Consider the following 21082-nt stretch of genomic DNA (forward strand, 5'->3'; position numbering starts at 1 on the left):
CGCCATGCCAGAGCCGCTGACCTATGACCGGCTTCGCGCCGATATCGCCGAGCTGCTGTACCTGGAACCCGAGGAGCTCGCCGCCACCGACGATCTGTTCGACGCCGGGCTGGATTCGGTTCGGCTGGTCGGCCTCGTCGAACGCTGGAAAACGCACGGCGCGGCGGTGAGTTTCGCCGATCTGGCCGAGCGGCCGACGCTGGACGGCTGGTGGGCGCTGCTCGCGCCGCACCAGGACGCGTGATGGTCGATTTCTGGCCACTGACCTCGGCGCAACAGGGTGTCTGGCTCGGGCAGCAGCTCGCGCCCGAGTCGCCACAGTTCAATATCGCCGAGTACGTTGATATTTCGGGTCCGGTCGAGATTTCCGTACTCGTCGCATGCATCGAGACCGCCGTGGCGGAGGCCTCGGCGCTGCATGTTCGATTCGTGGAATCCGGTCAGGTACGGACCGCGGTTACCGCCGAGGTGGCGGTGATCGATCTGCTGGACGAGGCCGATCCGGTGGCGGCCGCGCGATCGTGGATGCTGCGCGACGTCGCGGTACCACGGTCGTTGACCGGTGGTGATCTGTTCGCGCACAGGGTGTTTCGGGTAGGTGACCGGCGGATCCTCTGGTACCACCGGGCACATCACATCCTGCTCGACGGATACGGGATGGCGTTGCTCACCGGGCGGGTGGCCGAACTCTACCGCGCCGCCGTCGACGGGCTGCCGACTCCGCCGACCACATTCGGTGACTGGTCGGCGGTGATCGCGGCGGATCGCGCATACGCCGCCTCGGCGGATCGCGAACGGGACCGGGCGTTCTGGCTGGACCAGCTCGCGGACCGGCCCGCACCCGTCACACTGTCCGGCGCGGCCCGCGCCACCGCGCCCGCGAGCCCGGTGCGGGCGAACGCGGTGCTGCCGCCGGATATCGTCGCGGGCCTCCATGCGACGGCACGGGCGGCGCGGACGAACTGGACCGAGGTGCTGATCGCCGCCGTCGCGGGATATCTGCACCGGATGACCGGAGCCGCACAGGTGTGTCTCGCGCTGCCGGTGATGCTGCGCACCGGCACGCCCGCGCTACGCGTTCCGTGCATGACGCTCAACGGAATTCCGCTGTGGATCGAATTCGGCGACGATCCGGCGCTGATCGACGTGACGGTCCGGGTGGCGCGGCAACTGGTGCGGGGAAGGCGGCATCACCGCTACCGCGCCGAGGACCTGCGCCGCGACCTCGGGCTGGTCGGTACCGACCGGGCCATGTACGGGCCGTCGGTGAACCTCATGCTCTTCGACTACGATCTGCGAATTCCGATGTGCGACAGCGTGGTTCACAATATTTCCGCGGGCATGATCGACGATCTCGTATTCAACCTGTACGACCGTGCCGACGGTGCGGATCCGATGCTCTACCTCGATGGTCACCCCGCCGTCTACTCGTCCGAGACCCTGAATACCCACCTGCGGCGGTTCCTGCATTTCCTCCGGGCGGTACTGGAGTTGCCCGGGGTTCCGGTGCGAGATGCCGACCTCCTACTGCCAGGCGAGCGAGAAACGTTGCGGGCGTGGGAAACCGGCCCTGTTCGCAATTGGCCGGAACGGAATCTGCGCGACCTTTTCGTCGAAGCCATCGATCGAGCACCACAGGCGTCCGCCGGGGCGGAGGACACCAACACGACGGATCCTCACGACGGTTCCCGCGGTGGAAGCGACGACAGCCGCACGATGCGAGCTCTGGCGTCGGCGGCGATGAGTCCCGTCATCGTGCCGGATTCGACCCGGACCGAGCGGGATTGCCGGGGCGGCGTCGGACAATTATCGCGACTTCCGGGTCCGGCCGGGGCCAACGCCGCCGGTATGCGGGCCTTTGCGGGCGGCGACTCCGCTCAGGTGGCGAAGCCAGTCGATCCCGGGGGCGTACGGCCGCTCGGCGCGCCAGTGTGCGGGACCGTTGTACCGGACGTGGCGCACTGCGGGTTGCTGTTGGGGACTTGGGTTCTCGGATCGCCGCGATAGCCGGTGTGCTCGAGGAGTTCGGTGCGCGCCCCGGGCAGGTGGTGGGTGTTCTGTTGCCGCGCACGGCGGACGCGATCGCGGCTGTGTTCGCGGTGCTGGAACGCGGCGCGGCGTATCTGCCACTCGATCCGGGGCAGCCGGATGCGCGTCTGGCGGCGCTGCTCGATGGCATCGAGCTGGGCGAACTCGGTCTTGCCGCCCTGATCACCACGGCGACTATGTCTTCGCGGATTCCGGATCGGTTCAGTGACCGGCTCGTTGTGCTGGACCATCTCGGTGCCGGTTCGTCGCCGAAACACACCCCGCTTATCCGATCGGATGACCCGGCCTGGCTGGTGCACACCTCCGGCACCACCGGAACACCGAAAGCCGTTGTGATAAGCCATGATTCGGTTGTAAACCTCTTCCACCACCATCGCACGACGATGATCGAGCGTGCAGGGCGCGGGCGGCGGATGCGGGCCGCGTTGACGGCGTCGCTCTCGTTCGACACGGCATGGGAGGGCCTGTTCTGGCTGCTGGCCGGGCACGAACTGCACCTGATCGATGACGACTTGCGCCGCGATCCGGAGCGTCTGGTCCAGTACATCCGGCGCGAACGGATCGACTTCCTCGATATCACACCGACTTTCGCGCGCGAGCTGCTGAACGCCGGATTGTTGGACGGACCGCATCGCCCGGGAATTGTCGCGCTGGGCGGTGAGGCGGCCGATCCCGAGCTGTGGCGGGCGCTTCGGGCCGAACCCGATGTGCTGGCCTACAACCTTTACGGTCCGACGGAGTGCACCGTCGATGCCACGTGGTGTCCGCTCGCGGACCGGCCCGAACCGTCCATCGGCACTCCGGTGACGAACGGGCGCTGCCATGTGCTGGATCGCCGGATGCGGCGGGTGCCGACGGGTGTCGTCGGTGAGCTGTACATCGGCGGTGCGCCGGTGGGGCTGGGATATCACGGCGACCGGGCGAGCACCGCGACCCGATATGTCGCCGATCCGTTCGGCGCGCACGGCGCGCGGTTGTATCGCACCGGCGATCTGGTGCGCTGGCATCCGGACGGTCACCTCGAATACCTCGGCCGCGGCGACGACCAAATGTCGTTGCGCGGGTATCGAATCGAGGACGCCGAGGTAGCGGCCGCGCTCACCACCCATCCGGCCGTAGACGCGGCGGCCGTGCGGATCCACGACGAGATACTGGTCGGCTACGTGGTGGCCGCATCCGGCGCGGACCGGCCCGAACCCGCCGAGCTCCGCGTGCATGCGGCCGAGCGGCTGCCCGACTACATGGTGCCGTCGGCGTTCGTATATCTGGATCGATTGCCGCACAACGCCAATGGCAAGCTCGACCGGGCCGCCCTCGCACCGCCGCCCGCGTCGGCGACGGGATCGCGGCCCGCCCGCACCGAGACCGAGCGCACCCTCGCCGGGCTGTTCGCGGCCGCACTCGACCGCGCCGAGGTCGGCATCGACGACGACTTCTTCGCGCTCGGCGGGCATTCGCTGCGCGCCGCCCGCGTCCTGACCGGGATCCGCGAAAACTTCGGTGTGCGCTGGGATCTGCGTGCGCTCTTCGACTCTCCGACCGTCGCCGGGCTCGCCGAGCGGTTGGCTACCGGAACGGAAAGCGAATCATCCAGGGCGGGAATAGATCTGGAGAGCGAAGTGCTTCTCGACGAAGCGATCCGGCCCGTCGCCGCACCCGGACGGCCGCGCACGGTGCTGCTGACCGGTGCGACGGGCTTCCTGGGCAGCTTCCTGCTGGATGAATTGCTGCGGAGCACCGAACTTTCCATCCACTGCCTGGTCCGCGCCGACAACGATGCCGCGGCACTGGACCGGATACGTGCGGCCCGGCGCGAATACGGACTCGACACCATCGAATTCGATTCCCGGGTCACCGCCGTCGCGGGCGATCTCGCGCAACCTCGGCTGGGTCTTCCGGCCGAACGGTTCCTGGAACTCGCCGACGATGTGGACGTCATCCTGCACAACGGCGCCCGGGTACACCACTTCGAACCGTACGCGCGCCTGCGCCCGGCGAATGTGCAAGGCACCGAATGGATTCTGCGGTTGGCGACGACGGGCATCGGTAAATCGGTGCACTTCGTCTCCTCTGCCGATACCGCCTATGCCGTGTCGGACAACCCGCCCATCCTTCGCGAGGACCACCGTGCGCCCGCGAACGCGTTGCCGCCCAACGGATATATCGCGAGCAAGTGGGTTTCGGAGGGTCTGGTGCTGGCGGCGGGGGAGCGGGGCATACCCGTCGCGGTCTATCGTCCGGGCCGGATCGGCGGCCATTCCGGCACGGGTGTCATCGGACCCGACGATGCGTTCTGGAGCCTGATCAGGGCGATGGTCCTGAGCGGTTCGGTGCCTGCGGAAATGACCGAGACGGCCACGATTGACCTGTCCCCGGTGGACTGGGTTGCCGCGGTGGTTGTCCGGCTCATGGTCGAAAAATCCGGCCGCACATACCATTTGACCGGCCAGAACGAAATTCCGTTCGCCGGGCTCATCCGGCTGCTCGACGCCGAGGACATCCCGTTGCGTCCGGAACCGTTGTCCGACTGGCTGGCCCGGCTGCGCGAGCTCGCCGAAATATCCGGCGACCGTGGCGATCACGCGCCCGCCATCGCGCTGGCCCACGCCGCGCACCTGACCGCGCCCGTCGATCCGGTGCGCTACGCCCGAGACAACACCATGGCCGCGCTGGCCGACGCGCCGATCGCGCAACCCGATCCGCGTTCCGCCCTGGCCGCCACGATTTCCCACCTACTGCGCACCGGATTCCTCCCGGTGCCCGCTCAACCCAGGAGAGGTCGACGATGAACCGTGCCGGTGTGCTGGCCATGGCGCTCGGCGTGCTCGCCGTGGCCGGATGTTCCACCACGGTGCCCGAATCCAGTTCGGCCGCAAGGACTTCCGTCGCGGCGACCGAGGGCGCGACGCACTATCCGCTGACGCTGGACAACTGCGGCAGGACATACACGTTCAATCGGGCGCCCGAACGGGTGGTCGTGATGAACGGCGGCTCGATCGGTGAGGTGTCCACGCTGGTCGCCCTCGGCGTCGGCGACCGGGTGGTGGCGAATGCGCAATCGTACGGCGTCTCCGATGTGCCGGGCCGGGCCGCCGTCATCGACGCGCTGCCGACGGGCGGCTTCAAACCCGACAATCTGCAAGACATTCCGCGCGAGGCCATGCTGAGTCAGCACCCGGATCTGGTGATTTCCACCGGCGGTGGCGGCTTCTCCGCCGACCTCGGCTACGCCACCCGCGACCAGTTGGCCGCCGCCGGCGCGAATACCTATGTGCCGCAGTCGAACTGCGGTGTCACCGGCGCGGTGACCGGAATCCCGACCGTTGAGGACAGCTATGCCATGCTGCGGGATTTCGGCGCGATCTTCGATACACCAGGTAAGGCGGACCGCTTGATCGCCGAATCCCGCCGCGCCATCGCCGAGATCGTGGCGAAGGTGGCGGGGCAGCCGAAAAAGAATGTGCTGCTGGTGTTTCCGGATATGGGCATGGGCGATTCGTCCGACTTCTCGGCCATCGCCGCCGGCGGCATCTGGAACGACATCATCGAGAAGGCCGGTGCGGTGAACCCGTTCAACCGCACGGACGGAACGACTTTCGTCACCGTCAGCAAGGAGCAGCTGGCGGTGACGCCGATCGACGGGCTGATCGTGGTGAACTACCGCAGCCGCGATATCGATGCCGCCGCCAAACGGATACTGGATCAGTTCCCGCAGTGGGCCGCCGCCAAGTCGAACAACTACACGGTGCTCGCGGATTCGATCTACCTGGGCCCGAGTAACGATATCGCCGTCGACCGGATCGCCAGGCTCGTGCACCCGGATCGGTTCCGGTGAGCCGTGCCGGGCGGCCGCCGCTGGCGCGAATACCGTTGCCGGTGGCGATCGCCGGATCCGCGGTTCTCCTGCTCGCGGTCGCGGCGGTGGCGGTCTGCGTGGGCTCGGCCACGGTGTCACTGGCCGACACCGGGCGCGTGCTCATCGCGCATTTGTCCGGCCGCACACCGGATCTGGGGTTCACCGTCGATCAGATCGTGTGGAACTACCGGCTGCCGCGGGTCGTACTCGCCGCGCTGTGCGGTGCGGGACTGTCCGTATCCGGTGTGATTCTGCAAGCGCTGGTGAACAATTCGCTGGCCGACCCCTATGTGCTCGGCGCATCCTCCGGCGCATCGCTCGGCGCGGTGCTGGTGATCGTCGCGGCAGGCGGCGGCATCGGCGGTATCGGCGTCTCGATGGGTGCGTTTCTCGGCGCGATGGCGGCCGTCGCGGTCGTCTTCCTACTCGGGCAGCAGCGCGGCACGCTGGTGCCTGCCCGGCTGGTGCTCGCCGGTGTCGCCATCGGCTATCTGCTGCTCGCGGCGACCAACTATCTGCAGCTGCGGGCTACGCCGAACGAGCTGCGCTCGGTGATGTTCTGGACGATGGGCAGCGTCGCGGGCGCCAGCTGGCAGCGGCTCGGCCCGGTGACCGCCGTCGTGCTGCTCACCCTCGCCGTCGTGCTCGCCTTCGGCAGGCGGCTGAACGCTCTGGTCACCGGCGACGATCAGGCCACGGCGCTCGGCGTCGACGTGCGCGCGCTGCGGATCACGCTGCTGGTGCTGACCTCGTTGCTGACCGGCGCGCTGATCGCCGTCGCGGGCGGAATCGGCTTCGTCGGCTTGATGATTCCACATCTGGTGCGGCTCGCGTTCGGGTCCGACCACCGCAGGGTGCTGCCGCTGTGCACACTGCTCGGTGCGGCGTATCTGGTTGCGGTGGACCTGCTTTCACGCATCGCCGACCCGCCGAACGAACTGCCCATCGGTATTTTCACCGCCGCCTTCGGCGCGCCGTTCTTTCTCTGGCTGTTGCGCCGAAACGGGAGCTCAGCATGACCCAGGCCGAATTATCGGTCACCGGAGTGAGTGTCGGCTTCGGTGACACCGCCGCACTGGACGCGGTGACCCTGCATGCGCCGCCCGGTGCGCTCGTCGGCGTCATCGGCCCCAACGGCAGCGGGAAGACCACGCTGCTGCGCACGATCTACCGGTCGCTGCGTCCCGACAGCGGCGCGGTGCTGGTGGACGGCAAGGACATCGCCGCGATCTCGATCAGGGCCGCGGCCCGCACCACCGCGGCCGTGCTCCAGAACGGCGCGGGCACACCGGAATTGACCGTGCCGGAAATGGTCGCGCTCGGCCGCAATCCGCATCACGGACTGTTCGGCCGCGACAGCGCGGCCGACCGCGCGGCCGTGGACGACGCCATGCTGCGCACCGGTGTCGCCGCGTATGCCGACCGGACCATCGGTTCCCTGTCCGGCGGCGAACGCCAAAGGGTGCTGCTGGCAAGGGCGCTGGCGCAGCAGCCGAGCCTGCTCGTACTCGACGAGCTGACGAACCACCTGGACGTCCGCGCCCGATTCGAACTGCTGGATCTGGTGCGGGCCACCGGTATCACCACCCTCGCGGTGCTGCACGAACTCGACCTCGCCATCCGCTACTGCGACCGGCTCGTAGTCCTGGATCGCGGGAAAGTCGTCTCCGCAGGGCAGGTGCTGGACGTCGTCACGCCGGAGCTGCTCCGAAATGTCTTCGGCATCACCGCGACCGCCGACCGCCACCCCGACGGCATCATCCGATTGCATTACGCCGCAAACCCTTTGGCCGCGCCGGAATAACCGGATCAGGATGTCGGCACGGCCATCAACGTCGCCTGCATGAGCGCGATGGTCCGCGTGCTGTCGTCGGCCACCACCTCGGCGGTACAGACGGTCAGGTTGCGCCCGGACCGCACCACCGTCGCCGTTGCCCGGAAATACTGCCCGACAGCGGGACTCATCAAATTGACCTTGAATTCGACCGTGAGGATATCGCGATCGGGCGGCTGCAACGACATGGCCGCGTAACCGCATGCGGAATCGGCGAGCGTGGTGATGGCCCCGGCGTGCACGAACCCGTTCTGCTGGGTCGACGGCGTCGCCGCTGTTCGATGAGCTGACGCTGCTGACCGGCGTCGGCATCGTAATGCTCTGACCTGGGCCGAATCGGGCTGCGGCAACGGGTCTCGGGCGCTTGCTACCCTCGATCCGGACGGATTGGTGAAAGGGCGGAACACTGAAGATCACCGTGCTCGGCGGCGGCGAGAGCAATGAGCGAGACGTTTCGGCGGCCTCGGCGGCTGCCGTCATCGAGGCATTGCGCGCCTCCGGCCATAATGTCACCGCGATCGATCCGGCGACTTGGCCTGCGCCCGCGCGGTTTTCGGCACAGGTGGGCCGAAATGCCCCGTCGGAGGCCGAGGGCGCGCGACTCGCGGCGGCCTTCCGGGCGAACCTGCGCGACGAGGCGTTCTGGCGCGCCGTCGACGGCGAGGTGATCTTCCTTGCCCTGCACGGCGGTATGGGCGAGTCCGGTGAACTCAAGGCGGAGCTGGAATCCCGTGGCCTTGTCGGCACCGGCGCGTCGGCCGCGGTGATGGCGCGGTCCTGGGACAAGCAGGACACCGTCGCGGAGTTGGCGGCGGCGCAGGTGCGGGTTCCCCGGCGGCTGCGGCCGGAGACCGACGAGAACGGCGAGCTCAGCTGGCCCGAACCCACCGCGGGATGCATCGTCAAACCGGCGCTCGACGGGTCGAGTATCAATGTGTTCAAATGCGCGACAGCAGACGAGATAGCCGTCGCGGTCAAGGAGATCGACGGCCCGGTGCTCGTCGAGGAGCTGCTGCCGGGCCCGGAGTTCACGGTGGGCGTTGTCGGTTCGCGGGTGCTGCCGCCGGTGCTGATCGAACCCGGCGAGGGCTGGTTCGGCTACGAACAGAAGTATCAGGCGGGTCGTTCGCGTGAAATATGCCCCGCGCCGATCGATGATGTCCTGCGCGACGAGTTGGTCGAGCTCGCGCGACGCTCGGTCGATGTGCTCGGCTTCGGCGCCGAATCCTATGCGCGGGTGGACATCATGCTGGACGCGGCGGGGCGGCCGTGCGTATTGGAGGTCAACTCGCTGCCGGGGTTGACCGGCACGAGCCTGCTGCCGTTGGCGGCGCGCGCCGCGGGATGGGATTTCCCCCGGCTGTGCGCCGAGATCGTCCGGCTCGCGACGGCCTGATCAGCCGCTCTTGCGCTGCCCGCCGAATCGCGTTGCGGCGACGAGATCTTCGCGGGCCCGCGCGACGCGGGAGCGCACGGTGCCGACCGGGCAGCCGCATACGGCGGCGGCCTCGGCGTATGACAGTCCGAGAATCTGGGTGAGCACCAACGCTTCTCGGCGTTCCGGCGCCAAATCGTTGAGCAGCAAATTCAATTCGACGATATCGGCCGCACCGTCCCGGCGCGTGGTCTGCCGGTCGGCCGCGGCCACCCAGTCGACGCCGTCGGCGATCCGCGGCCGCGCCACCGCCATCCTCACCTGGTCGACCACCACCCGGCGGGCGATGGACAGCAGCCAGGTGCGCGCGCTGGCCCGGCCCTCGAACCGCTTGATGCTGCCGAGGGCGCGCAAATAGGTCTCCTGGGTGAGGTCGTCGGCGCGGCCGACCTCGGTGAGGTGGGCGAGCAGCCGCCAGACATCACCCTGGGTGGCTCGGATGAACGCTTCGAGGGCCCGGCGATCTCCGCGTGCCGCGGCGAGGGCGAGCCGAGTGGTGTTGTCGTCCTCGGCGGGCGTCGGCATGAGGACGACAATAACCGGTCACTCGACCATCTACGCAAACCGGTAGTAGTTCAACCGTCGGGAACTTCGGCGCACCGGTAGCCGACAATTCACATGTGGAGTGCAAAGTGTGCCGGACGGCGCTGTCGGCCCGCATCGACGGCGAACGCGAAACCGTTCCCGCGGCGCGGGTGGACGAACACCTGGAGCGGTGCGACGCGTGCTGCTCCTGGTATGCCGCCGCCGTCGAACTCGCACAGCATCTGCGCGGCGCCCCGGCCGTCGCGCCGGATCTGACCGATGCCATCTTCGCGGCCGCCGAGCTGGAGCGTCCGCGCTGGTCACGGCTGTCCCGGCTGCGTGATCGGGCGCTCGCGGCGCGGCTGTCGGCGGTCCGGTTGCTGCTCGGTGTGCTGGGTGCCGCGCAGTGCGGACTCGCGCTGGCCCAACTCGCCGGCGTCGATTTCGGGATGAGCCACCACCACGGCGCCGAGATGACCCGGCACCTCATCAACGAGACCACCGCGTGGAGCCTGGCCATCGGCATCGGGCTCGTCTACTGCGCGGTCCGGCCGCATGCGACCGCGGGTGTGCTGCCGGTGCTCGGTGTGCTGGTCGCCACACTGACCGTATTCGTGGTGAACGATCTGCGCTCCGGGGTGGTGCCGGTATCCCGGGTGCTCTCGCACCTGGTGCTGGTCGCCGCGCTGGTGCTGGTCGCGATCGTGCACCGGACCCGCCGCCCGCAGACCTCGCCGCCCACCCGCGACGGTCTCGGCGAACCGGTCGAACTGGTGTTGCCGCCGGGCGCGCGCCTCGGCCGCCGCGCCACCCACCTGCGCGCCACCCAAGATCCCGCCGCCTGATCGAACGGACCCATGACCGACCTCGCATTGCGCCCCGAACCCACCCGTATCTCGCTCGCCGTCTCCGGAATGACCTGTGCCGCTTGCGCGAACCGCGTCGAGCGCAAGCTCAACCGAGTCGACGGCGTCACCGCCTCGGTGAACTACGCGACCGGCGTCGCCACCATCGATGCGCCGAACGACCTTACGGCCGAAGAACTCTGCGCCCAGGTGGTGGCCGCCGGGTATGGCGCGGAACCGGTTTCGCCGGATACCGGCTCCTTCGGCTCCGCCGCCCCCGAGGATGCGGCGGTGCGAGATCTGTTCCGCCGCTTGGTGGTCGCGCTGGTGCTGTTCTTCCCGCTGGCCGACCTCTCGGTGATGTTCGCCACCGTCCCGGCCACCAGGATCACCGGCTGGCAGCCGATACTGACCGCGCTGGCGCTGCCGGTGGTGCTGTGGGCGGCGGCGCCGTTCCACCGCAAGGCCTTCGCCGGTGCGAAAAACCTTGCGGCGAGCATGGATACGCTCGTCTCGGTGGGTGTGCTCAGCGCGACGCTGCTATCGCTGAACACCTTGTTCCTGCAGCCGGACCGGGCCGCTACTGGATCGGACGGCGTGTGGGCGGCGATCTGGCACAGCGATTCCATCTACCTCGAGGTGGCCGCGGGTGTCACGACATTCGTACTCGCCGGGCGGTATTTCGAGGCGAAGGCGAAGCGGTCGGCGGGCAGCGCGCTGCGGGCGCTGGCCGCGCTCGGCGCCCGCGAGGTGACGGTGCTCACCCGCGACGATCGCGAAATGCGGGTCCCCATCGGCGAACTCGTCGAGGGGCAGCGCTTCGTGGTGCGCCCCGGCGAGACCGTCGCCGCCGACGGGCTGGTCCGATCGGGCGAATCGAGCATCGACGCCAGCGCGATGACCGGCGAATCGCTGCCCGTCGACGTCGGTCCCGGCATGGAGGTGATCGGCGGCACCACCGCGCTCACCGGGCGGCTGATCGTGGAGGCCGCCGCCGTCGGCGCGGATACCAAGCTGTCGGGGATGATCCGGCTGGTCGAGCAGGCGCAGACCGGCAAGGCGCGGATGCAGCGGGTCGCCGATCGAGTGTCGGCGGTTTTCGTTCCGTTCGTCTTCGCCGTCGCCGCAACAACTTTCGGTGTGTGGCTGGCCGTGGGCTCTGGCGCCGACCGGGCCGCGTCGGCGGCGCTGGCCGTGCTGGTGGTCGCCTGCCCGTGCGCGCTGGGCCTGGCGATTCCGACGGCGCTGATGGTGGCCTCCGGGCGCGGCGCGCAGCTGGGCATCTTCATCAAGGGCCATCAAGCGTTGGAGGCCACCAGGGACGTGGACACGGTCGTCTTGGACAAGACCGGAACGGTTACCGAGGGCGCGATGAGCCTCGTCGCGGTGACCGTCGCCGAATCCTTCGGCGAGGACGAGGTTCTGCGGCTGGCCGGTGCGGTGGAGGCCGCGTCGGAACACGCCGTCGCGGTCGCTGTCGCCGGATATGCGCGCGAGCGGCTCGGCGAGCTGCCCGCGGCCGAATCCTTCAAGGCCCTACCCGGTTTGGGGGCGCGCGGGATGGTCGACGGGCGGGAGGTGATCGTCGGCAGGACGCGCCTGTTCGACGAGATCGCCGTGCCGCAGGAGATGAATCGCGCGGTGCGCCAACAGGAACGGGCCGGGCGCACCGCCGTGCTCGTGGTCGTGGACGGTGCGGTGGCCGCGGTGCTCGCGGTGGCCGACACGGTGAAACCGAGCGCCCGCGATGCGGTGGCCCGGCTGCACGCCCTCGGCCTGCGCACCATGATGTTCACCGGTGACAACGCATACGCCGCCCAATCCGTCGCCGACGAGATCGGCGTGACGGAGGTTGTCGCCGAACTGCTTCCGGAGGGCAAGGTCGAACTGATCGCCCGGATGCAGGAGCAGGGCAGGCGCGTCGTGATGGTCGGCGACGGCATCAACGACGGCGCCGCGCTGGCCACCGCCGACCTCGGCATGGCCATCGGCGCCGGCACCGATGTGGCCATCGCGGCCGCCGATGTCATCCTGGTGCGCGAGGATCTCGGCGCGGTGGCCGACGCCATCGAGCTCGCGCACGCCACGCTGCGCACCATCAAGGGAAATCTGGTGTGGGCCTTCGGCTACAACGTGATCGCCATCCCGGTCGCCGCGCTCGGCTGGCTGAACCCGCTCATCGCGGGCGCGGCCATGGCTTTCTCATCCTTCTTCGTGGTGTCGAACAGCTTGCGGCTCAGGCGGGTTCGGCTCTAGCGCCGGGTGCGGGCCAGCTGTTCCAGCATGGCGTTGTACGCGGCCAAGTCGGAATCGCCGTACTCGTCGTCTTTGCGGTCGGTGCGCACCGCGGTGCGGCGGTCCTGCGCCACCCACTGGGTGAGCAGGGCGCCGACCACCAGCAGGATCGGGACTTCGCCGGAGACCCAGGCGATTCCGCCGCCCATCCGCTGATCGGACATCAGCGAGTACGGCCAGGACAGCTGCAGCTGACTGTAGAAGCGTTCGCCGATGACGGTGGTCATCGACATCACCGCGACACCGAAGAAGGCGTGAAAAGGCATGACCGCGAACAGCATTCCCAGCCGTCCGAGATGCGGCAGCCGCCGCGGGCCCGGATCGATGCCGATGATGCCCCAGTAGAAGAGATATCCGACGACGAGGAAGTGCACGTTCATCGCGACATGGCCCCAGTGGTACCGGATCAGCCCGTCGAACAGCGGCGTGAAATACAGGCCGTAGAGCGAGATCACGAACAGCGCGAGGGCGGCGCCCGGATGGGCCAGAATCGCCGTCGGACGCGAATGCAGCAGGGACAGCACCCATTCCCGCACACCGGGCACGCCGTCGCGCGGCGCGGGTGACACCGCGCGCAGCAGCAGGGTGACGGGTGCGCCGAGCACCAGCAGCACCGGCGCGAACATATTGAGCGTCATGTGCTGGATCATGTGCATGCTGAACATGCCGTAGCCGTACGCGCCGAGCCCGGACGAGGTGGCGAGCAGCAGGACGAGGCAACCGGTGAGCCACGAGAGGGTGCGCCACGGTGACCAGGTGTCACCGCGCCCGCGCAGGCGCAGCACACCGGCGAGGTACAGCCCGATGGCGGCGATGGCGGCGGTGCCGAGCACGATATCGAAGCGCCACAGGGTGATCAGGCGCAGCGGATCCGGTGCGTGCGGCAGATCGAAGCCGAGGAAAACCTGCTGTGCGGTGAAGGTGCGGTCGGCGAAGGCCGGTGCGGGCCGGACGGCCATGGCCACCAGCGCCGCCTGCGCGAGCATGGAAAGCGCACCGGCGCAGGCGATCCGGTGCACGGAAGCGGTCCGGCGCACCAGGAACGAAATACCAACCGCCGCAACCAGGCTCACCAGGGCCAGCCGCCCGTAACCGGTGCCGAGCACGGCGGAGGGCGGGAGCAGCACGGCGACGAGCACGGCACCGCTCGCCGCGGCCGCCGCGAGACACAGCCGCACGATGCGCACACAGCGCCGAATCGCGGTGTCCGCGTTGGCGCCACCGCGCCGGACGTGCGCCGCGACACCGAACAATAGGCCGGGCAACACCGAGACCGCGATCTGGAAGATGATCACCGCGCCGGTGCCGTAGTCGTGATTCGGCCCCTCACCGGCATTGCCGACAACGGCGGGCGGCAGCACCGCGAGCCCCGCCACCCCGACCAGAATCGCGGATCCGTTCCAGGACAGCGTCATCCGGGTCGCGACCGCGATCACCGCGGCCAATATCGCGACAACGATCCAGGCGCGGGGCTTCTCGCTGGCATCCAGTAGCGCGCCGAGCGCGCCCAGCCGCAGCAGCGTGCCGGTCGACATGCCGCCCGCCTGCGCCGCGCCGACCGGAATCAGCGCCAGCGCCGCGAGCAGCCACACCAGGCTCGCCCGCTCGGCCGTCCGCAGCCCGGCATATCCGTCGACATCGACCCGGCCCTGTTTGGTGATCGCGGTACAGCAGACCGCGTACACCAGCGAACCCAGGGTGAACGCGCCTGCCAGCGCGGCGACCACCCGCAGCAGCACATAGCCGACGGCATCGAGCGCACCGGGATAGGCGGTACCCGCCGCGTGATACGGCATGGCGCCCGCCGCGACGGCGGAGCCGATGGCCAGCGCCAGTGCCCCGATCGCGGCGGCGAGACCGACCGAACGGTGGGAAAACTCTCTGATCTGCACGTTCGTACCCGCCATCCTGATAACCGGAACCTCGCGTCTCGCAGCTGAATCGAACAGCACTCCGGTTACGGGTCGGCTGGGCGGGCGGAAAAGTTCCCGGCGTCTTCGTCGGCGCTGTGGCATCGGTCACGCCGCCGCTCGGCAAGCGCGGAGCAAAGCGACTTCAGGGTCCGAATCGGGGTTTCACCCGATGGCCGTGCGTCGCCGGATTCCTAGGCTGGGTACGGCGGCCGAGCGGTCGTGCGGGGTGGAGCGAAGGGGATGCCTTGTACGCGAAGCTATTTCGGCACCAACCGGCGACGGGTGCCGCGAATCGCAACATTATGGCGGCGGCCTGCGCCGCAACGATCGTAGCGGGATCGCTTGTGGGAGTGGGCGTCGCTCGGGCCGATGCGGTGGGCTTGGATCGCTTCTATCGGCAGCAGGTGGACTGGCGGGCCTGCGGCGACGAGCAGCTGGACGCGGCGGGCGCGCGGTGCGCCGATATCACCGTCCCGCTGAATTATGCCGAGCCGCAAGGCCGCACGATCACGGTGGCGATCTCGCGGGTGGCGGCCACCGATCCGGGGCGACGGCACGGGGTACTGCTGTCCAATCCGGGCGGGCCGGGTGTGGCGGGGCTGACATTCACGGTCCAAGCCGCGCGGTCGCTCGGATCCGGGGTGCGTGAGCGCTTCGACCTCGTCGGCATGGATCCGCGCGGTGTCGGCCGCTCGACTCCGCTGCACTGCGGCTGGCCGATCGCCTCCCAATTGCGCTCCGGCGGCAGCGACCTGATCGCCTACGGCAAGAACGTCGGGACCGAGGCGGAGCTGGCAGGCCGCTGCCTGATGACACACGGTGCGGAAATTCCGTACATCACCACGCGCAACACCGCCCGCGATATGGATGTGATCCGCGGCGTGCTCGGCGAGCAGCGGGTGAGTTATCTCGGCGGGTCGTACGGCACCTATCTGGGCGCGGTGTTCACCCAGATGTTCCCGGAGCGCGTCGACCGAATCGTGCTCGACAGCGTGGTCGATCCGGCGCGCTACCCCCTCGGCATGCTGCAGGACGCCGGCCCGGCGAACGAGGCGGCGTTCGATCTGTGGGCGGCGTGGGTGGCCGCGCGCGACGGCGAATATCACATGGGCACGACGGGTTCAGCGGTTCGCGCGGCCGTGACCGAACTGCTCCGGCAGGCGGCGCGGGCGCCGATCCGAATCGGCGATTTCGCCGTGGACGAGTACCTCCTCCCATCGCTGCTGATGGACGGCATCGTGGACGATCAGGGGTATCCCGAACTGGCCCAGGGCGTTCGGCAGCTCGCCGATGCCGCTACCGGAATGCCGGTGCGGCCGAATCCGGATCTCGAAACCTCGCTGAGATCCGGGCTGCGCGCCGAGCCGATGGAGTATTCCGCGCAGTCCATGGTGTTCTGCGGCGACGTGGCGGCGCCGCGAAATCCCTTGTGGTACTGGCGGAATATCGAGGACAGCCGCGCCACCCAGCCGATTTTCGGATCGTTCGTCAACAACATCTCGCCGTGCGCGTTCTGGCTTCCGCCGGTGGAAGAGCCCACCGCCGTGAATAATTCGGTGCCCGCGCTGATCCTTCAGGCCACCGGCGACCCGCGTACCGTCTACCAGGGTGGCGTCGCATTACATCGGGCGCTGACCGCATCAAGGATGGTGACGTTGCGCGATGTGGTGACCCACGGAGTGTTCCTGAAGAGCGTATGCGCCGCGCGGATCGCCACCGGGTATCTCGGCGACGGTGCGCTGCCCGCCGAGGACATCACCTGCGAGGCCGGTTAACCCTCGGCATACAAGCTGGTCAACTAGATTCTTGAACGCTGTTCATGAAAATACTTGAACAGTGTTCAAGTCGGTTGCTATGTTGCCTGGCATGGCAAGTGATCTTTTGAATGTTTTGGTGGACAAGGCTTTCCGCAGGGAAGCGCCGTCCAGAAGTGAGGCACTGGAACTGCTATCCGATTCGCACGATGTGCTGCAGGTGGTGGCCGCCGGATCCCGGGTGCGGCAGGCGCATTTCGGCAAGCGGGTGAAGCTGAACACCATCGTGAATATGAAAAGCGGCCTGTGCCCGGAGGATTGCGGTTACTGCTCGCAGCGCCTCGGCTCGGCCTCCGATGTGCTGAAGTACTCGTGGATCGCACCGGAGAAGGCCGCCGAGGTCGCCCGTCAGGCCGTCGAGGCGGGAGTGAAGCGGGTATGCCTGGTGGCCAGCGGGCGCGGGCCCGGCGACCGGGACATCACCAGGATCGAGCACACCATCGCGGCCATCAAACAGGACAGCCCGCTGGTGGAGGTGTGCGTCTGCCTCGGCCTGCTGGCCGACGGCCAGGCCGAGCGGCTCGCCGCGGCGGGTGCGCACGCCTACAGCCACAACCTGAACACCAGCGAATCCCGTTACGCCGAAATCTGTTCCACGCACACCTTCGCCGACCGCACCGATACACTGCGCCGGGCCACCGCGGCCGGGCTTTCCCCGTGCTCCGGCGCCATCTTCGGCATGGGCGAAACCGATGACGACATAGTCGATCTCGCCACCGACCTGCGCGCCCTCGATCCGGATTCGGTGCCGGTGAACTTCCTCATCCCGTTCGAGGGAACCCCGCTGGGCGGGCGCTGGGAGCTCACTCCCGACCGCTGCCTGCGCATACTCGCGCTGATGCGGTTCTACTTCCCCGACGTGGAGGTGCGGCTGGCCGGCGGGCGCGAAATCCATTTGCGCGGTTTGCAACCCATGGCGCTGCACCTGGCCAACTCGATATTCCTCGGCGACTATCTGACCAGCGAGGGGCAGCCCGGCGCGGATGACAGGCAGATGATCGCCGACGCCGGATTCGTCATCGAGGGCGCCGACGAACAGAGCCTGCCCGAGGCCAGACACGACCTGGTGGCCATCCGCAGACGCGGCGCGGGCACGAATCTGCCCGCCAACGCCTGAGATTCAGCGCAGCCCCGCGAATTTGTCCCGGTTGAGCTGGACGTGCACGGCGTGAATCCGGTTGTCGCCGTCCACATCCAGCGCCAGGATCAGGTACGGCAGATCGTGTGAGGTGATGATCGCGCCCGGGCCGCCGTTGACGGTGACCGGGCGGATGCCGAGCGCGGGCGGCCAGGCCCAGGTGATCGAGCACAGGTACTCGGCCACCGCCGCCCGGCCGCGCACGGGTTCGCGCGGAGTCTCGTTGCGGCCGTCCGCGTCGGCCGAGAACGTGACGCCGGGTGCGAGAATTTCGGTGAGCGAGGACAAGTCGCCGCCGATGGCCGCGGCGAGGAAGCGCTCGGTCACCTCGCGATGGGCGCCCAGCGCGGGCCGGTGCCGCGGCCTGCGCGCCTCGACGTGTTTGCGCGCACGGTAGCCGAGCTGGCGGGTGGCCCGCTCGGTGCGCCCGATCATCGCGGCGATCTCCGCGTGCTCGAAGCCGAATGCCTCGTGCAGCACGAAAACCGCGCGCTCGACCGGATCGAGCGATTCCAGCACCACCAGCAGTGCCATCGAAACCGATTCGGCCAGTTCGGCATCGGCGTCCGGCCCGGCGATCAGCGGTTCGGGCAGCCAAGGGCCGATATAGCTCTCACGGCGGGCACGGACGCGGCGCAGCCGATCGATGGCCAGCCGCGACACCAACCGGAACAGATACGCGCGCGGTTCACGCACCGCCGACCAGTCGACCTCCGTCGTGCGCAACCAGGCCTCCTGCAGCACGTCGTCGGCGTCGGTGCGGCTGCCGAGCATCCGGTATGCCGCGCCGAACAATTCGGCGCGGTGGTCTTCGAAATCCACGTCCATATCCATTCGACGGATGGGCCCGCCGTCGCGTCACGCGGCCGTGTGACGCGAACGGGTCCGGGTGCGTCTCACCCGTGTCAACCATGCACGGAAAGGTACGGATATGACCACCTCCGAAATCGGGACCGATCGCGCCCTGGTGATCGAACTGTTCCGCCGGTTCGGCGCGGGCGATATCGATGGCGCGCTCGAACTGCTCGGCGCGGACTTCGTCTCGCACAACCCGCGCGTGCCGCACGACCCGGAAACCCGAACGGGCAAAGCGGCATTCGCCGACTTCTTCGCCACGCCCGCGGGCCGGAAACTGGCCGCGGCCAAAACCGTGGTGCACCGCATCATCGCCGAGGGCGGATTGGTCGCGATCCACTCGCAGCTGGTCCTCGCGGGCGGTGATATGGCCGTCGTGGACATCCTGCGCGTGGAAAACGGTGCGGTCGTCGAACATTGGGATGTGGTGCAGCCGGTGCCCGAACCGCTGCCGCATCCGCACGGCATGTTCTGACGCCGGATCAGTCACCCTCGATCGCTCGGGAAGGGGTTCTCCGCGGCCGATGCCCTCGCGTCGAAGATGCTTCGGAACGAGGTCATCGCGAAACCGTAGATCCGAATATTTGATTCGACTACTCGCCGATAGAAGAATTATCTTCAGCTGACTGGATCTATTTCCGTTAATTATTCATACTCGCTCACGAAAGGTGATCCAGCTCATGCGCTGGCGCCTACCGGAACGGTCCATCGGATACAGGAGTGCAGGTGAAGATCGGAATCCCCCGCGAGGTCAAGAACCACGAGTATCGCGTCGCGGGAACCCCCGCGGGCGTGCGTGAGCTGGTCTCCCGCGGCCACACCGTCTACGTCGAGGCGGGCGCGGGCGCCGGCTCGGCCTTCGAGGACGCCGCATACCAGGTGGCGGGCGCGCAGATCCTGCCGACGGCCGACGAGGTGTGGGCCGCCGCCGATATGGTGCTGAAGGTGAAAGAGCCGATCGCCGAAGAGTATTCGCGTATGCGCGACGGTCAGCTGCTGTTCACCTACCTGCACCTGGCCGCGTCCAAGGAGTGCACCGACGCGCTGCTGACCTCCGGCATCACCTCCATCGCCTACGAAACCGTCACCGGCAAGGACGGTTCGCTGCCGCTGCTCGCGCCGATGAGCGAGGTGGCGGGCCGCCTCGCTCCGCAGGCGGGCGCCTACCACCTGATGCGCAGCGAGGGCGGCCGTGGCGTGCTGATGGGCGGCGTACCCGGCGTGCGCCCGGCCGAGGTCGTGGTGATCGGCGCCGGTGTCGCGGGTAGCAATGCCATCGCGGTCGCGGTCGGCATGCACGCCTCGGTGACCGTGCTCGACCTGAACATCGCCCGGCTGCGCGAGATCGACGCGCTCTACGGCGGCCGGGTGCGCACCGTCACCTCGAACGTCCACGAGGTCGAAAGCGCCGTGCGCGCGGCCGATCTGGTGATCGGCGCGGTGCTGGTGCCCGGCGCCAAGGCGCCCAAGCTCGTCTCGAACGACCTTGTCGCACAGATGAAGCCGGGCTCGGTGCTGGTGGACATCGCCATCGACCAGGGCGGCTGCTTCGCCGACTCCCGGCCGACCACGCACGCCGAACCCACCTACAAGGTGCACGACTCGGTGTTCTACTGCGTGGCGAATATGCCCGGCGCGGTGCCGAACACCTCGACCATCGCGCTCACCAATGCCACACTGCCGTACGTGATTTCGCTGGCCGAGCGGGGTTGGCGGGAGGCGACCGCCGCGGATCCCGGTCTGGCGGCGGGCCTGAGCACGCACGGCGGCATGCTGCTGAACGAATCCGTCGCCGCCGCACACGGATACGCCGCACAGCACCTAGCGGCTTAAGCTCCGATGACCGCTCCGGCGCGGGTGCGGGTGTGCTCGAAGATGAGGATCGTCTCGGTGGAGGCGACCGCGGGATGGGCACTGAGATGGTCGAGTACGAACACCCGCAGCTCGTCGGAGTTGGCCATGGCCACGTGGATCAGATAGTCGTCCGCGCCCGCGATGAAGTAGACATTGAGCACTTCGTCGTAGGAGGCCATCTGATCCCCGAAGGCCGCGAGCTGTCCCCGCGCGTCGGCGCGCACCCGCACGGCCACCATCGCCTGCAGGTTGCGCCCGACCGCGGCGGGATCGATATCGGCGTGGAAGCCGCGGATGATGCCGCGCTCCACCAGTGCCCGCACCCGGCCCAGGCAGGTGGACGGCGCGATGCCCGCCGCCTCGGCGAGCGCGTTATTGGTCATCCGGCCGTCGCGGGCGAGGTGATCGAGCAGGACGCGGTCGATATCGTCGATCGGCGCGGCCGTCCGCGGGTTGATCGTCGATCGTGCGGCGGTCGGGCGGGGCGATGCTTCATTCTTTCGCACAGCGGCAACGGTACCGAATATTCTTCAGCAGATCAGCTGTGGATTTGCTGTGCGTCGCACCTTCGCCGCGGTTCTGGACGGTCGCCTGCCGTTCGAATCGGGTTCACCGCCCGGCTACGCAAGTGCGATTCGGATTCATTGCCGGTTACCCGGCGTGGTTAGC

General features: G+C 68.4%; 18 protein-coding genes. 13 read left to right on the forward strand and 5 right to left on the reverse strand.

Annotation, left to right across the window (positions count from 1 at the left end):
- Positions 1 to 4: 4 nt before the first annotated feature.
- From F5544_RS19435 to F5544_RS19460, 6 genes are read left to right on the forward strand one after another with little or no spacing between them, the layout of a single operon-like run.
- On the forward strand, positions 5 to 244 hold the full coding sequence (locus tag F5544_RS19435; RefSeq protein ID WP_167474493.1) for a phosphopantetheine-binding protein: 240 nt from the start codon (positions 5 to 7) through the stop codon (positions 242 to 244).
- A complete protein-coding gene (locus F5544_RS19440) occupies positions 244 to 2007 on the forward strand; it encodes a condensation domain-containing protein (protein WP_167474494.1) in 1764 nt (587 codons plus the stop codon). Before F5544_RS19435 ends, F5544_RS19440 begins: the two co-directional genes overlap by 1 nt.
- Complete coding sequence (locus F5544_RS19445; RefSeq protein ID WP_167474495.1) at positions 1983 to 4838, forward strand: non-ribosomal peptide synthetase; 2856 nt, start codon at positions 1983 to 1985, stop codon at positions 4836 to 4838. The genes F5544_RS19440 and F5544_RS19445 overlap by 25 nt, the downstream gene beginning before the upstream one ends.
- Positions 4835 to 5884 carry an ABC transporter substrate-binding protein gene (locus tag F5544_RS19450; RefSeq protein WP_167474496.1) on the forward strand — a complete coding sequence of 350 codons (1050 nt, stop codon included), beginning with the start codon at positions 4835 to 4837 and terminating at the stop codon, positions 5882 to 5884. The genes F5544_RS19445 and F5544_RS19450 overlap by 4 nt, the downstream gene beginning before the upstream one ends.
- Complete coding sequence (locus tag F5544_RS19455) at positions 5881 to 6924, forward strand: FecCD family ABC transporter permease (protein WP_203217605.1); 1044 nt, start codon at positions 5881 to 5883, stop codon at positions 6922 to 6924. The genes F5544_RS19450 and F5544_RS19455 overlap by 4 nt, the downstream gene beginning before the upstream one ends.
- Positions 6921 to 7709, forward strand: coding sequence for an ABC transporter ATP-binding protein (locus tag F5544_RS19460; protein WP_167474497.1), 789 nt, complete (start codon positions 6921 to 6923; stop codon positions 7707 to 7709). The genes F5544_RS19455 and F5544_RS19460 overlap by 4 nt, the downstream gene beginning before the upstream one ends.
- 5 nt (positions 7710 to 7714) lie before the next feature.
- Here F5544_RS19460 and F5544_RS47095 read toward each other — a convergent pair whose 3' ends face one another.
- Complete coding sequence (locus tag F5544_RS47095; protein WP_167474498.1) at positions 7715 to 8146, reverse strand: PaaI family thioesterase; 432 nt, start codon at positions 8144 to 8146, stop codon at positions 7715 to 7717.
- Positions 8147 to 8157: 11 nt separating this feature from the next.
- Here F5544_RS47095 and F5544_RS19470 point away from each other — a divergent pair, with 11 nt between their 5' ends.
- Positions 8158 to 9135 carry a D-alanine--D-alanine ligase family protein gene (locus F5544_RS19470; protein WP_167474499.1) on the forward strand — a complete coding sequence of 326 codons (978 nt, stop codon included), beginning with the start codon at positions 8158 to 8160 and terminating at the stop codon, positions 9133 to 9135.
- Here the strand turns inward: F5544_RS19470 and sigC are convergent, their stop codons facing one another.
- Positions 9136 to 9699 (reverse strand): RNA polymerase sigma factor SigC, encoded by a 564-nt coding sequence (gene sigC / locus F5544_RS19475; RefSeq protein ID WP_167474500.1) that lies wholly within the window; start codon positions 9697 to 9699, stop codon positions 9136 to 9138. It lies immediately after the preceding gene.
- A gap of 95 nt (positions 9700 to 9794) precedes the next feature.
- Between sigC and F5544_RS19480 the strand changes: the two genes are divergently transcribed.
- Entirely contained in the window at positions 9795 to 10544 is a 750-nt protein-coding gene (locus tag F5544_RS19480) for a zf-HC2 domain-containing protein (protein WP_167474501.1), read from the forward strand.
- 12 nt (positions 10545 to 10556) lie between these two features.
- Positions 10557 to 12800 carry a heavy metal translocating P-type ATPase gene (locus F5544_RS19485; RefSeq protein WP_167474502.1) on the forward strand — a complete coding sequence of 748 codons (2244 nt, stop codon included), beginning with the start codon at positions 10557 to 10559 and terminating at the stop codon, positions 12798 to 12800.
- On the opposite strand, the gene F5544_RS19490 is transcribed toward F5544_RS19485, so the two are convergent.
- A complete protein-coding gene (locus tag F5544_RS19490; protein ID WP_167474503.1) occupies positions 12797 to 14746 on the reverse strand; it encodes a cytochrome c oxidase assembly protein in 1950 nt (649 codons plus the stop codon). The two genes, F5544_RS19485 and F5544_RS19490, sit on opposite strands and share 4 nt — an antisense overlap.
- A 350-nt stretch (positions 14747 to 15096) precedes the next feature.
- Here F5544_RS19490 and F5544_RS19495 point away from each other — a divergent pair, with 350 nt between their 5' ends.
- Complete coding sequence (locus tag F5544_RS19495; protein WP_238847338.1) at positions 15097 to 16527, forward strand: alpha/beta fold hydrolase; 1431 nt, start codon at positions 15097 to 15099, stop codon at positions 16525 to 16527.
- Between the two features lie 91 nt (positions 16528 to 16618).
- Positions 16619 to 17683: a biotin synthase BioB gene (gene bioB, locus F5544_RS19500; RefSeq protein ID WP_167474504.1), complete on the forward strand. Its 1065-nt coding sequence runs from the start codon at positions 16619 to 16621 to the stop codon at positions 17681 to 17683.
- A gap of 3 nt (positions 17684 to 17686) precedes the next feature.
- Here bioB and sigJ read toward each other — a convergent pair whose 3' ends face one another.
- A complete protein-coding gene (gene sigJ, locus F5544_RS19505) occupies positions 17687 to 18526 on the reverse strand; it encodes an RNA polymerase sigma factor SigJ (protein ID WP_203217606.1) in 840 nt (279 codons plus the stop codon).
- Positions 18527 to 18635: 109 nt separating this feature from the next.
- On the opposite strand from sigJ, the gene F5544_RS19510 reads away from it, so the two are divergent.
- Entirely contained in the window at positions 18636 to 19034 is a 399-nt protein-coding gene (locus F5544_RS19510; protein ID WP_167474506.1) for a nuclear transport factor 2 family protein, read from the forward strand.
- A 251-nt stretch (positions 19035 to 19285) separates the two neighbouring features.
- Entirely contained in the window at positions 19286 to 20392 is a 1107-nt protein-coding gene (gene ald, locus F5544_RS19515) for an alanine dehydrogenase (protein WP_167474507.1), read from the forward strand.
- Here ald and F5544_RS19520 read toward each other — a convergent pair.
- The gene (locus F5544_RS19520; protein ID WP_167474508.1) at positions 20389 to 20919 is read right to left on the reverse strand and encodes an Lrp/AsnC family transcriptional regulator; all 531 of its coding nucleotides are present in this window, start codon (positions 20917 to 20919) and stop codon (positions 20389 to 20391) included. The genes ald and F5544_RS19520 overlap by 4 nt on opposite strands.
- Positions 20920 to 21082 lie beyond the last annotated feature (163 nt).

It is taken from the genome of Nocardia arthritidis (assembly GCF_011801145.1).
GTDB classification, from domain to species: domain Bacteria; phylum Actinomycetota; class Actinomycetes; order Mycobacteriales; family Mycobacteriaceae; genus Nocardia; species Nocardia arthritidis_A.